General features: G+C 54.5%; 9 protein-coding genes. 4 read left to right on the top strand and 5 right to left on the bottom strand.

Annotation, left to right across the window (positions count from 1 at the left end; all coding sequences use genetic code 11):
* Window positions 1–98: 98 nt before the first annotated feature.
* The gene (locus NSU18_RS27665; RefSeq protein WP_341017401.1) at window positions 99–617 is read right to left on the bottom strand and encodes a deoxycytidylate deaminase; all 519 of its coding nucleotides are present in this window, start codon (window positions 615–617) and stop codon (window positions 99–101) included.
* A gap of 577 nt (window positions 618–1194) precedes the next feature.
* Window positions 1195–2058 (bottom strand): ComEA family DNA-binding protein, encoded by an 864-nt coding sequence (locus NSU18_RS27660; RefSeq protein WP_341150555.1) that lies wholly within the window; start codon window positions 2056–2058, stop codon window positions 1195–1197.
* A 138-nt stretch (window positions 2059–2196) separates the two neighbouring features.
* Between NSU18_RS27660 and comER the strand changes: the two genes are divergently transcribed.
* On the top strand, window positions 2197–3048 hold the full coding sequence (gene comER, locus NSU18_RS27655; RefSeq protein WP_341150554.1) for a late competence protein ComER: 852 nt from the start codon (window positions 2197–2199) through the stop codon (window positions 3046–3048).
* Window positions 3049–3186: 138 nt separating this feature from the next.
* Here the strand turns inward: comER and leuS are convergent, their stop codons facing one another.
* Both leuS and NSU18_RS27645 read right to left on the bottom strand, forming a co-directional pair.
* Window positions 3187–5616, bottom strand: coding sequence for a leucine--tRNA ligase (gene leuS / locus NSU18_RS27650; RefSeq protein WP_341017398.1), 2430 nt, complete (start codon window positions 5614–5616; stop codon window positions 3187–3189).
* Window positions 5617–7092: 1476 nt separating this feature from the next.
* The gene (locus NSU18_RS27645) at window positions 7093–8160 is read right to left on the bottom strand and encodes an AI-2E family transporter (RefSeq protein WP_341017397.1); all 1068 of its coding nucleotides are present in this window, start codon (window positions 8158–8160) and stop codon (window positions 7093–7095) included.
* 229 nt (window positions 8161–8389) lie between these two features.
* Here NSU18_RS27645 and bglS point away from each other — a divergent pair, with 229 nt between their 5' ends.
* Window positions 8390–9079, top strand: coding sequence for a beta-glucanase (gene bglS / locus NSU18_RS27640; RefSeq protein WP_036732455.1), 690 nt, complete (start codon window positions 8390–8392; stop codon window positions 9077–9079).
* 273 nt (window positions 9080–9352) lie between these two features.
* On the opposite strand, the gene NSU18_RS27635 is transcribed toward bglS, so the two are convergent.
* Entirely contained in the window at window positions 9353–10933 is a 1581-nt protein-coding gene (locus NSU18_RS27635; protein WP_341150553.1) for an extracellular solute-binding protein, read from the bottom strand.
* Window positions 10934–11017: 84 nt separating this feature from the next.
* Between NSU18_RS27635 and NSU18_RS27630 the strand changes: the two genes are divergently transcribed.
* Together NSU18_RS27630 and NSU18_RS27625 are read left to right on the top strand one after the other, a co-directional pair.
* Window positions 11018–12766 (top strand): sensor histidine kinase, encoded by a 1749-nt coding sequence (locus tag NSU18_RS27630; RefSeq protein WP_341017394.1) that lies wholly within the window; start codon window positions 11018–11020, stop codon window positions 12764–12766.
* A complete protein-coding gene (locus NSU18_RS27625) occupies window positions 12744–14351 on the top strand; it encodes a response regulator (protein WP_341017392.1) in 1608 nt (535 codons plus the stop codon). The genes NSU18_RS27630 and NSU18_RS27625 overlap by 23 nt, the downstream gene beginning before the upstream one ends.
* The last annotated feature ends 7 nt before the right edge of the window (window positions 14352–14358 follow it).

The raw sequence follows: 14358 nt of genomic DNA, 5'->3' as shown, positions 1-14358 counted from the left end.
CTACATGCGTGTACAGAGGTTCTTCCCCTGGGGCCAGTCCATATTCTAGCGGGATCTTGTTCACTCGAACTAACATTGAATCCTGCCGTTGTACGCCGTTACTCAGATATCGAAATCATTGTTTCCTTAGGCGGCTCGTAGTTCTCCAATTGGCGGAACACGATTCCTTTGGAGGAGAGCATCGCCTGCACCTTCTCCATGTCTTTCTTGTAAGGACGCAGGTAGACGATCTCCACGATCCCGCTGTTAGCAAGCATATTGGCACAGGTCCAGCACGGCTCATCCGTCACGTACACCGTACTGCCTTCCCGGTCGCTCCGGTCGGTGAACAGCAGCAGATTCTGCTCGGCATGGATTGTGCGGATGCAGCGCTGCTTTTTAACCATTGTCTCTACACCGTCAACCAGTTCACGCTCGTATTGCTCAGAGACCATACAGCCTGCTTCCGAGCAGTCAGGAACGCCCATCGGTGCACCGTTATAGGCCGTACCCAGCAGCTTCTTCCCCTGCACCAGCACCGCACCGACATGGCGGCGGGGACAGCGCGAACGGGTGGAGACCATGCAGGCAATATCCATGAAGTATGTATCCCAGTTCTTGCGGTAAGCCACAGTCATCAGCAATCTCCACTTTCTCTAAATAGTTGTTCATTATTGTAGCATACCTGGCTGCGTTTTCACTAGGATATTGATAGTACGCAACAACGTACATTTCCCCTGACTCTCGCTCAGATTTCCCGTCCAGCCACTTCTACACCTCATGTGCTCATCCCCAGAGCAGGGGTGATTGCACTTCATATAATAGAAATGGCATTCACAGCGCCTAGGTAACGTTCTGCTGCACTTCATACAATTGGTTCTCTTCTCTCATTTAGTATCCAAAGACCCTCTTTTGCAGAATTCTAATGTACGAAGTGCAGCAGATTCAGTTTCCAGGCAGATTTATGGCTAATCTAATGTACAGAGTGCAGTTGAAACTTACTTTGCCTAGGCCCATGCTCTGAGAATGAAGCCCGTTAAGTGGAAAACTACACTTCTTTCGTTACAAATCGCTGATTCTGCGCATTCGGTCCAAATTAGATGCCCTAAATCCACTTACTGTTCGTCAGGGAAACGTTAGAGATTTATTAAGTGTATGAAATCCAACTGCTTCCCATGGCAGACAGATTACTCGTATACAATCAGGACGGCAGCCTTAAAAAGTCACCAGCGGCTTCAGCTTCTCCAGCAGCTTGGGGCCGATGCCCTTCACCTTGCCCAGCTCCTTCACGCTGCGGAACGCTCCCTTGCTGCTGCGGTAGTCGATAATCGCCTGCGCCTTCTTCTCTCCAATGCCTGGCAGGTCCATCAGGAGCTTGATGTCGGCAGTGTTCACATTAATCCGGCCGTCAGCCGCTGCCGGGGCTGCAATGCCAGCGGCTTCTACTGTTACAGCCGCTGCGCCACTTGCACCGCCGCTTTCTGCGGCTCCTACGGCCACTCCAGTATCCGCCGCGCCCGCACCCGCTATCCCAGCACTCACCGTTCCAGCGCCTTCCGTTCCGCCACTGGTAGACGCACCGTCAACAACTCCGCTACCCGCCGCGCCTGCATCATTCCCGCCAGTACTCCCACTCCCCGCTGCTGTATTACCACCTGCTACACTCCCGCCAGCCACTCCACTCCCTGCCGCTCCGCCACCGGTGACCGCACCACCTGCCGCTCCATTCCCCGCAGCGTTGCCACCTGCTACACTCCCGCCAGCCACTCCACTCCCTGCCGTTCCGCCACCGGTGACCGCACCACCTGCCGCTCCATTCCCCGCAGCGTTGCCACCAGCCTGATTCCCGCCAGCACTTCCACTCCCCGCTCTAACTGCTGTCACACTCCCGCCATCAGCCCCGGCGGCTGCACTGCTGGCCTCACCTTCAGCCGCCACTCCCAGCGACTGCGCCATTCCGGCGTTCAGCGTCGACCATCCGGCGATGCCGGCATCCTGTGCTCTGTGGTCTGCGGCCCACACCAGACCGCCGCCCAGCAGCGCTGCGGTGATGGCGCAGATGATCATTCTTCTATCCATCAGGTTGTCCTCCCTCATCAAACTGGAATTTTATTCAAAAATCCGGTTAAAACCTGTCATTGGTCCAAGTCCGGCCTGCATACACTTAACGAAGAGTATTCCTGTAAGCCAGCAGCATAAGAAAGGAGGTACCACAGGATGAAAGTGGGATTTATCGGAACAGGCAGCATGGGAAGTCTGCTGATCGACACCTTCCTTCGGTCGGGAGCCCTTGATCCATGTGATGTGATGGCCAGCAACCGCAGCCCGGGCAGGCTGATGGAGCTGAAGAAGCTTCATCCCGGAATTACGATATGCTCCGGCAACATTGAAGCCGCCTCAGAGAGCGACCTCGTGTTCCTGTGCGTCAAGCCTTTGCAGTTCAAACGGGTAACCGATGAGGTCGCCCCTTATCTGCGCAGCGACCAGATCGTTGTATCTATTACAAGCCCTGTGCAGCTCTACCATCTGGAATCGGTCCTGCCCTCCAAGGTCGCCAAAATCATTCCCAGCATCACCCATTCCGTCAGAGGCGGGAGTTCGCTATGCATTTTCGGAAGCCGATTAAATAAAAAAGACAGGCTGCTGCTGCTCCAGTTATTCTCCTGCATTGGAGTTCCTGAGGAAATTCCAGAAGGTCATACGCGGATTGCCTCAGATTTCTCCAGCTGCGGTCCGGCCTTTCTGAGCTATTTCCTGGAGCGGTGGATTGAAGCGGCTGTTGAAGCAACCGGCATCGACGAAGCCCTGGTCACCCGGCTGGCGGGTGAGATGCTGCTGGGTACGGGTAAGCTGCTGACCGAAGGCTCGTTCACCCCGCAGGAGCTGCAGGAACGGGTTGCCGTCCGCGGGGGTATTACCGCGCAAGCCCTCAATCACTTGCAGACCAGTCTGGAGGGGGTATTTGAACGCCTGATTACCACCACACATGACAAGTACGATGAGGATGTGGAAAAGCTCGACGAGCTGTTCGGACTCGGCAGCATCGCCCAGAGCCGGCTCGACCGCTAGCAAAATGTATCCATTATGAAGGCTATTTCCTCCATATAGCAATCAGCAGTCCCTTACACCTCCGCAGAAAGTGCCCGAAACCAAGAAAGCCCGCAGCACGGAACCCTCCGTTGCTGCGGGCAGAATTGCGTTCTTCGCTTAACCCACTACGATATTTACCAGCTTGCCGGGAACGGCAATGATTTTGCGTACGGTTTTGCCTTCGACGGCCGCTTTCACATTCGGCAGGGCCAGAGCGTGGTCCTGCATCTCCTGTTGGCCCATATCCGCCGGAATCAGTGCGCGCTGGACGATTTTACCATTCACCTGCACCACGATCTCAACCTCAGCATCTACGGTCAAGGCTTCATCATAAGACGGCCAGGCAACATAGCTGATGCTTCCTTCATGGCCCAGCAGCTCCCACAGCTCTTCGGCAATATGCGGTGCCAGCGGGGACAGCATCTGCACGAAATGTTCAGCAGCTTCCTTGGACAGACTCTCCTGCTTATAAGCATCATTGATGAAAATCATCAGCTGGCTGATCGCCGTATTGAAGCGCAGCAGCTCGAAATCCTCAGTGACCTTCTTCAGCGTCTTATGCCAGGTGCGTTTGAATCCATCCGTGCCGCCGCCCTCTGTAATCTTCGCGCTGAGGCTGCCGTCTTCATTCACGAACAGGCGCCATACGCGGGAGAGGAAGCGGTGAATGCCTTCAACGCCCTTCTCATTCCAAGGCTTGGTGGCCTCCAGCGGCCCCATGAACATCTCATAAACGCGCAGGGTATCTGCCCCATAAGCTTCCACGATCTCATCAGGGTTAATGACATTGCCGCGCGATTTACTCATCTTCTCGTTGTTGTTCCCCAGGATCATTCCCTGGTTGACCAGCTTGTGGAACGGCTCCTTGGTATCGACTACGCCGATATCATAGAGTACCTTATGCCAGAAGCGGGCATACAGCAGGTGAAGCACCGCATGCTCGGCTCCGCCGATGTACAGGTCAACCGGCAGCCATTCCTTCTGCTTCTCCGGTGAACACAGCTCCTGATCATTGTGCGGATCGATATAACGCAGGTAGTACCAGCAGCTGCCGGCCCACTGAGGCATAGTGTTGGTCTCGCGGCGGGCCTTCATGCCGGTCTCGGGATCAACCGTCTCCACCCACTCGGTCACATTCGCCAGCGGAGATTCACCGGTGCCCGATGGCTTGATCGCATCCACATCCGGCAGAACCAGCGGTAGCTGATCCACAGGCACGGTCTTCATCGTGCCGTCCTCCAGGTGCAGAATCGGAATCGGCTCGCCCCAGTAACGCTGGCGGCTGAACAGCCAGTCGCGCAGGCGGTAGGTCACTTTGCCCTTGCCGCTGCCCTTCTCTTCCAGCCAGGCGATCATCTGAGCCATCGCTTCTGTATTGGACAGGCCGTCGAGGAATCCCGAATTGACATGCGGACCGTCGCCGGAGTAAGCTTCTTCTTCGATATTGCCGCCCTGCACCACTTCGATAATGTTCAGGCCGAACTGCTTGGCGAATTCCCAGTCGCGGGCATCATGGCCCGGAACGGCCATAATCGCTCCGGTTCCGTAGCCGGCCAGCACGTAGTCGGCAATCCAGATTGGCACCTGTGCACCGTTCACCGGATTAATCGCATACGCGCCAGTGAACACACCGCTTTTCTCCTTCGCCAGATCCGTGCGTTCCAGATCGCTCTTGCGGGAAGCCTTATCGCGGTATTCGGCAACGGCGGCCTTCTGCTCCTGCGTGGTAATAGCATCCACCAGCTTATGCTCGGGTGCGAGTACGCAATAGCTTGCTCCGAACAGGGTATCAGGACGGGTAGTGAACACTTCAAGCACAGCCTCATGCCCCTCAATGGCAAAGGTCACCTCAGCGCCGGTCGATTTGCCGATCCAGTTGCGCTGCATATCCTTGATGCTCTCTTCCCAGTCCAGCTCCTCCAGATCCTCCAGCAGGCGGTCGGCGTATTCGGTAATCTTCAGAATCCACTGGCGCATCGGTCTGCGGACGACGGGATGGCCTCCGCGCTCGCTTTTGCCGTCGATGACTTCTTCATTCGCCAGAACGGTTCCCAGCGCCTCGCACCAGTTCACCGATACTTCGGCTACATAAGCGAGTCCACGGTTATAGAGCTGGATGAAAATCCACTGCGTCCACTTGTAGTACCCCGGATCGGTCGTGCTGATCTCGCGGTCCCAGTCGTAGGAGAAGCCCAGCGACTTGATCTGGCGGCGGAAGTTATCAATGTTCTTGAAGGTAATGTCACGCGGATGCTGGCCGGTATCCATGGCATACTGCTCAGCCGGAAGTCCGAAGGCATCCCAGCCCATCGGGTGCAGCACGTTGTAGCCGCGCATCCGCTTGAAGCGGGACACGATGTCGGTGGCGGTATACCCTTCCGGGTGGCCTACGTGCAGCCCTGCGCCGGAAGGATACGGGAACATATCCAGGGCGTAGAACTTCGGCTTGCCTGCTTCTTCACTGGTCTTAAAGGTCTTGTTCTCGTCCCAGAATTTCTGCCATTTCGGCTCGATGGTCTGGGCGCGGTATCCAATATTGTCGCTCATCTTGTGCTCCTCCTTGGAGTGTTGCTGTATTAGGTGATACTGCTACTGTCTTAAAAAGTTAAGAGATTAGTCTCCACTACAAGAAAGTTTTGGGCCTCCGGTCGCTGTTATTCTCTGATTTCTTGATTTGATCCGCTTCTATATAGATTGAACTAATGTTTTTATGTTTTGGAATTACCGTGACTCCAGAGAAGTTTTGGACTTCCGGCTGCTGTTGTCTACAGATTTCATGATTTGTTACCGTTATAACGGTTGAAATCCGTAGACAGCTGATGCTTCCGAAGTGAGCTTTCCTACGGAAAGCTTTAAGGCGGTCGCTGCCGCTCCTCCAGTTCCAAAATTCCCCTCCGCCACTTTTCCTTTAACTTAATTTTTTTGTTCAATCATATATTTGTTCAATCATATAGCGGTAGAAATCCGAGAATAAAGGCGAAGATTTCTCCAGCTCCAAAATTTCTTTCCGTTCCGTTTCTCTGTAACTTAGGTTAACATCATCTGTTCACCCGGCGGAACAGCAAAGCCCAAGAGCCGCCCATGATTCGCCGGGCAAACGGGGACAAAATCATCCGAACAGATGAATAAGTATACCTTTGCGCGAAGACAATGTATGCTGTTTTTCACATACATTCTGGCCGCGTGCCTGCTTTCGAGCACAATGTATGCTGTTCTCCACATACATTCAGGCCATGCGCCTGCTTTCGAGCACAATGTATGCTGTTTTCCACATACATTCAGGCCATGCGCCTGCTTTCGAGCACAATGTATGCTGTTTTTCACATACATTCAGGCCGCGTGCCTGCTTTCGAGCACAATGTATGCCGTTTTCCACATACATTTGGTCCATATGCCTCATTTCGAGCACAATGTATGCTGTTTTTCACATACATTCAGGCCGTATGCCGCTATACCAGCCGATTGTATTCGGTTTTAACCAGAACTTCAGTCACATTCAGCAACATAGTCATTATACGAAACCTTCCAAGAACTCTTATTCACAAATTCACACACACCTTTTTCACAGCAACAGGAAACTATAGTTTCCTATTACAGCAAAAAAACCTCCCATCCCTAGCGTATAATCGCTAGGGACGAGAGGTTTGAATTCCCGTGGTACCACCCTAGTTAGCGCGGACATTCTTTGCCCGGCACTCACTTTGACACCCTGTATCGGGGGTGAGCCGACGGCGGTTCACTCGCATGCCCCCTATAAGGAACCTGCGGCTTGCGCCATTACTCGGAGGTGAGTTCACTGCGGCCCGTTAACCGGCTCGCACCTTAGGTGCCGGCTCTCTGCAATAACGGTCTCACGAATTAATACTCCTCTTCATCGCACTGCTATGATAACTCTTCTTATCGTAATATTCACCACATTATAACCAAAAGATACATCTACAGTCAATCCTTTCACATGAAGTCACGGCGAAGAAGCCGCCATTGCCCATATAACTGAAGCGGTGGCGGGATCGGCTGCCGCTTCTACGCCGGCCTTCTGCGGATGTAATAGCCGATGATATGCTGAATGACCACCTTGGCGGCGGCGAAGAAGGGCACGGCCAGAATCAATCCGATCATTCCGGCGGTCTCCCCCCCGACCAGCAGCGCGAAGATGATCAACAGCGGGTGCAGATGCAGCTTCCGGCCTACAACCTGAGGAGAGATCACGTTGCTCTCCAGCATTTGGCACAGGGTATTCACCACCGCCACCAGCAGGACAAGCCGCCATGACAAGGTCGAAGCCATTACAATAGCCGGAGCCGCCCCCAGAAACGGACCCATATACGGAATAATGTTGAACACCGCGACCACACAGGCGAACAGCAGCGCATAAGGCATGCCGATAATTGCGTATCCGATATAAGCGAGCACGCCGATGATGATACAGACGAGAAACTGCCCGCGGATATAGTTGCCGAGCGCTTCATCAATGTCTTTTAACAGCATCACAATCGACTTGCGGCGCGAACGGGGCAGACAGGATACCACCATCCGTTCGAACACCTCGAAGTCCTTCAGAATATAGAACACGAGAAAAGGCACAATGAATGCGTTGAACAGCACGCCAATGGTCGAAGCGATATTATTAAGGAAGTGGGAGATGCCTTCGGCCAGGCGGTTCTCCAGCTGATAGAACCAGTTATTCATTCCCGTCTCCACCCCGGGCGGAATCAGTCTGGAATTCATGCCCTTCATCAGCCCCTGCGCGTGCAGCGTCATCTCCGGGAGATGCTCATTCAGCTCTTCCAGCTGTTCAATGAACATCGGGATCAGGTTGATCAGAATCACCGCAAGCGAGGTCAGGAACACCGCATAGATCAGCAAGACAGCTACGCTGCGCGGCATTTTTCTTCTGGAGAGCATAGTGACCACCGGATTCAGTACATAGGAGATAATCATGGCGGCCAGGAACGGGGCCAGGATCGCTTTTAGAAACAGGAATACCCCATTCAGCATCGGACGGAGCAGCCAGACGAAATATAGAATAATCAGTGAGAGCAGCACGCCGGTCATCCAGCGGAGCCATTTACTGCGGAACCACTCCTCCATAATCTCCCTCCTGAACGTGTACAGCCCTTAACCATCATGCCCTATTAGTATGTGTGGGAGGGGAATGAAATACTCTGCTCTGCAAAAAATTGGTTTTTTGTTATTTTAGTTCGCAGGTTGGTATAGTGCCGGGGTTCAAGGTTCGCTACAATCATAATGTAAAACGCTTACATTATTGAGGAGGGTATTGTATATGAGGAGAAAGCTACACAAGTTATTCGGTGCAGGAATGACCCTGCTGCTTGCCGGTCTGCTGACAGGAGCTCCGTCCGTTTCGGCGGCCACCGTCTTTGATGAGCCTCTGACTTACTTCAACCCCGCAACCTGGCAAAAAGCAGACGGATACTCGAATGGCTCCATGTTCAACTGTACCTGGCGTGCGAATAACATCTCATTCACCAGCGGCGGACAGCTTCGTCTGGCCCTGACCAGTCCCAGCAATAATAAATTTGACGGCGCGGAATACCGCTCTGTCTACAAGTACGGCTACGGCAAATATGAGGTCAGCATGAAGCCGGCCAAGAACAGCGGGATCGTCTCCTCCTTCTTCACCTACACCGGGCCTTCAGACGGGACGCCTTGGGATGAGATCGATATTGAGTTCCTCGGCAAGGACACCACCAAGGTCCAGTTCAACTATTACACCAATGGCGTTGGCGGCCATGAGAAGATTGTCAATCTTGGCTTTGATGCTTCCCAGAGCTACCACACGTACGCCTTCGACTGGCAGCCGGGTTATATTAAATGGTATGTAGACGGGGTCTTGAAGCATACGGCCACCAGCAACATCCCCTCCCGGCCCGGTAAAATCATGATGAACCTCTGGAACGGAACGGGAGTAGATTCCTGGCTCGGTTCCTATAACGGGGCGAACCCGCTATACGCCTATTACGATTGGCTGAAATTCACAGGCAACTAACTTGCAGGCAGGTGATGGACCCCGGCGATGCGCAAGCGGCATCCGCCGGGGTCCTTTTGTCAATGCGGATCATAGCGGATTATCTTCAATATTTGTTATTCCAATCGCCACATTGTTATGGCGGCTGCAGCCGCCCTTCTGTACGATATATAGAAGAATGCAGCACAGGGGGAACAGAATTATTGGGGCCGCCTGGTACGTTAGCAGGAGCCCCATGTGTATCTACGACAAGAAACCGCCTTTTATTGAGGCGGTTTCTTGTCCCTGCGGCAACTAGCGGCTGCTGCGGTCCCAGGCATTGACCTCCAGGGTTTCAGTAAGCCCGCCGTAGGTGTTCCACTTGTGCACGAATTCGTCGAATTCTTCAAGCGGGCTGTCCGCGAAGATGATTTTGATGAAGCTTTTCTGCTCCAGCTTCTTCAGCAGCTCGCCGTCGCGCTGCATCGTCGCTGTCGGCGGTCCCGTGAACTGCTCCTTGCGGGAAGCCTCCTTCTGGCCCAGCAGCACAGGAGCAATGTCCTTCGGGATCTCCCGGATGACGCCGGAGGGAATCCGGGCCCCGTCGAAGGTTAGCGTGTACGAGGCTACGCGGATGCCGCCCAGCGGCAGCGCCGGAGACTGTGCGCTCGGCTGGCCGCCCGCCATGGTAAAGTCATAGCCCTCTGCAAGACCATGAGCGAATTCACCAGTCGAGGTAGCATATGAATCGAACAAATAATTCTGATACGTAAAAAAGATCTCAGGGTGCTTCATCTTCTTATTGATCAGAATGGCACCGTTAACAGGCAGGGTCCCTCTTCTCATAGTGAGGCCGCCCGGTCCTGAAGGGATGGCAATTGCCCGGACACGCGCCTTGGCGTCACTCTTGGCCAAGGAGGACAGGGGCCAGCCACCCATCCAGTAGGGTCCGGCAATGATACCCGCCTTGCCGGAGATGAACTGGTTCGCCGCTCCCTCTTCATCCAGCCAGGCACTGTCAGCGCTCAAATAACCGCGCTGTACCCATTGCTTCATGAGCTGGACAGCCTTCCTTGCCTCGGGCTGGACGGAGCCGTACTCCAGGGTGCCGTCACTCCGGCGGTTCCACTGCTCAGGAACCGTTCCATAGGCGCCGAACACCCAGCTGCTGTCTCCCATCCAGGTACTGGGGCCGTTGCGGAATCCGGCCGACAGACCGTAGGTATCCTTGATCCCGTTGCCGTCCGGGTCCCGGTTGACGAAGGCATCCATGACCTGCTCCAGCTCATCCAGGGTCTTTGGTGCTTTCAGATGAAGCTTGTCCAGCCAATCCTGGCGGACCCAGAGCAGCGGATCGGAGTTATATTCATAATCCATAATGGGAATAGCGTACCTGTGCGCGCCGCGCACGAAGGGGTCCCATGCCGAAGCATCCTCGGCAACAGCCTTCTTCCACACCTCGGACGCATGCTGTTCGAACAGGTCGCCGACTTCCATGAATTGCCCTGAATCAATCAGCTCCTGGATAATATCGGCATCTCTGGTCGTTACGATGTCGGGCATATTGCCTTTGGCCAGCTCCAGCCTCAGCTTGTTGGCGTAGGTCTCTGAGGTGCCGGAGATTGTCCATAGATAACGGATACGGATGCCAAGCCGCTTCTCGGCCCAGGCTGTATGTACGTTGTGCTCCAGGCTCTCCCCTTTGATGAAATTGAGATTGGGGTTCACGGAGCCGACCGTATACAGGTCTACCGGAGGATCATATTTGCCTTCCTTAACATCGAAGTGAGGGGTTGTACTCTGCGGTGAAGACGGCGGCTGACTATATTCGGTGCTGTGCCAGGAGCAGCCTGACAGGATCAGGAGCAGCAGCAACAGCGGGGAACGGACTTTCATGAAACCACCTTCTTTTCGTAGAGTTCATATTCTTATGATACACTTCTCCATATTACAGCAAATGTCTTGAAAAGGATGATCTTTATGGTGGCATTTCGTCCCAACCTGTTCCTTAAAATGGTGGCAATCCTGCTCTCGCTGATTGCTGCCACACTCTTGTTCTACGGAATGTCCTACCGTAAGGATGTCGGAGTCATTACCAGTCAGATCAAAATCACCGACCTTAATCATCTGGAATTCCTGACCCAGCAGATGGATAACAACATCAACCAGCTCGCGGGCAGCATGTATGCGCTGCAAAGAGATCCCACCATCCGCGATTATGAGCAGATTACGCAGCTGGGCCATCTTATTGATCCCGCCCAGACGATTATGACGGTGCTCGAGAAGCTGTCCCTCCAGACCAGCTCCAGTACGTGGGAGAACCGGATTGTCTTGTACAAGCCCTTCAGCGGAGAGACCTTGGGCTCGGATTCCTCGCTGTCCTTCGATGTCTCAGTCCTGCACAAACCGCTTCCGGCAGGCTGGGAGTATATCTCGGCGGACAGGGCCGGCGCGGAGGCAGGCTTCCGGCTGCTCCTGTCGGACCCCGCCCAGGCAGCAAGCCGGCCGCGCGAGGCGCAGCTGCTGATGTCCATGTATCTGCCGGTCTCCAATATTGAACGGATGTTCGATGCCTACCAGTCGCGGAACACGGGGGACACCTTCTTGTACCATCCGTCATTCGGGGTCATCCTCTCGCGGAGTTCGGACCGGCAGATGGCGGAGCAGGTCACTGCGGCACTGAATATCACAGCCGGGAAGAGTACCTCCGACATCTTCGACCTTACGCAGGGCAGCTTCCTGGTCAGCTCGGTGCCCTCCTCGGCCATCGACTGGCACGTCGTGCATTATTCACCGCTGAAGGAGATTCTTGAGCCAATCCGCAGCAGCCGCTCTTCCTTTCTGACAGGCTCGGCCATCCTGCTGGTGATGAGCCTGCTATTCTCCTTGCAGCTCTACCGCCAAGTGCAGCGTCCGGTGAGCCTGCTGCTGCGTTCACTGAACCGGATGAAGGAAGGCCGCTGGTCTACACGTATCCATACCCGGACCAATCCGGAGTTCACGCTGCTTAATGAGGAATTCAATGACATGGCCGAGAAGATTCAGTCACTGATCGAGCAGGTCTATCTGGAGCAGCTCCGGGCCAAGGATGCCCATCTGAAGCAGCTTCAATCACAGATCAATCCGCATTTCCTGTACAACTGCCTGTTCTTCATCAAGAGCAAGGCCGCTATAGGAGATACAGAGTCTGTCGAGGCCATGGCACTCAGTCTGGGCGAATATTACCGCTATATTACCAGGGTTGATCATTCCCTCACCACCCTTCAGGATGAGCTGAAGCTGCTGGAGACTTACCTGAAGATCCAGAACCTGCGGAAGCAGCGTATACGCTACGAGGTCGATATGGAGAGCGGGCTGCTGGACCTGCACATTCCGCGGCTGCTGATTCAGCCTCTGGTAGAGAACAGTATAATTCATGGCATTGAGCGAAAAATCGGCCCCGGCTCCATCCGGATCACCGGCCGCCATACCCGGGAAGCCATTCTCATTACCGTAGAGGACAACGGTGCCGGTATGACAGAGGAAGCTATTGCAGCACTTCAGGTGCGTATCAACGAAACCACGCGTGAGGATGGAGGCTGCGGGCTATGGAATGTCCAGCAGCGTCTCAAATTACATTACGGCGAGGCATCCGGCCTGATAATTTCCCCTTCACCTGAAGGCGGTCTAATAACAACTCTCCGTATGGAGAAGAAAGAGGAACCTGATGCACCAAATTCTATTGGTTGACGATGAACCTTATGTGGTCGATGATCTGTCCATTTCAATTCCCTGGGCAGAGATGGGCTTCGGACAGGTCCACAAAGCTTATTCCGGGTATGAAGCGCTGGAGCTGCTCCAGCGTTATCCTATCGATATTGTAGTCACAGATATCAATATGCCGGAGCTGTCCGGCACCGAGCTGATTGCCGCCATCCGCAAGCGCTGGAAGCATATCCGGGTGGTGATGCTGACCGGCTATGCGGAGTTTGAATATGCCCGCAAGGCTATTGAAGAGCAGGCCAGCGCCTATCTGCTAAAGCCGATAGCGAACGATCAGCTGATCGCCGTTATCGGTAAGCTGCAGGAGAAGCTGCGCAGTGACTGGGAGGCCTGGTCCTCCCACCAGCGGACGATGCAGACCTTCCGCGAGCATCTGCCGATTCTGCGGGACCGCCTGCTCGGGGAGCTGCTGCAGGGAAGGAAGCTGCCCGGGCCGCAGCTCCAGGAGCGGCTGGACCAGTTCGACCTGCCGCTCAGGGCCGGACTGCCGGTCTGTCTGGCCGTCGTCCGTCCCGAGGAATTCTTCCGGCGCCAGGATATGCACAGCATGCTGCTGTTCGAATATGCGATCATTAACATCGCTCAGGAGCTGTTCCAGGACCGGTTCCTGATCTGGTCCTGCAAGGATGTGCATGATTATCTCGTATTCCTGCTGCAGCCCAGGGAGGATTCGGAACTCGGCGGCAATCCTGGAAATGAGGTGGCCCAGGCTGCCTATCAGCTGCAGAATCATGTCAACACCCTGATGGGAGGCGGCCTGTCCGTGGTGACCACCGGCTGGGGCGACTTCCCGGATCAGGTCTACACTCTCTATCAATCTGCCATCTCCGCGATTCGCCAGCATATCGGCAGCGAGACCGGCATCTATCTCGATACCACAGATAACAGCAGCTCCCAGCCGGTGGAGATTCTCCAGCCGCTGTATGAGCCTCCGCTGCTGTTCCACATGTTCGAAGCGAACAACTGGCAGGGTATTGAAGACAAGCTGAACGCTATCGTCTCGGAGCTGGCCCATAGTCCGGAGCGTTCACTGGAGCATATTCAGGAAGCACGTCTGCACCTGGAGACCGCCTTCTATTACTTCGCTCATAAGAATAACAAGCTGCTGAGCGAGATTGTCGGCAATCCGCTGCTGGAGCAGGCTCCCTTTCAGACACCGGACAAGCTGCGGGAGTGGGCCATGGAGGTTATCCTTCTGCTGAGAGAGCATACAGATTCCGAACGGCGGAACAGCCGGACCGTGCTGATCAGCAAGGTTCATGAGTATATCAACCGCAATCTGCACTATGTCTCGCTACAGGCCATCGCCGACCATGTCCAGATGCATCCGGTGTATCTCTCCAAAATGTACAAGCTGGAGACCGGCAAGCGGATCAGCGACTACATCAGTCAGGTAAAGATGGAAAAAGCGGCGTATCTGCTAATCCATACGCCGCTCAAAATTTATGAAGTTTCCTCGGAGCTCGGGTACTCCAATGCCCATTATTTCATCAAGCTCTTCAAGGAATATGCGGGGATGACCCCGCATGAGTACCGTGACCGGGCGCTGTAATTCCGTC

Origin of the sequence: Paenibacillus sp. FSL H8-0048, from assembly GCF_038002825.1 — a bacterium.
GTDB lineage: Bacteria > Bacillota > Bacilli > Paenibacillales > Paenibacillaceae > Paenibacillus_AQ.
Note: the sequence above shows the minus strand (reverse complement) of the source record. Positions and strands in the feature narration are given on the sequence as shown.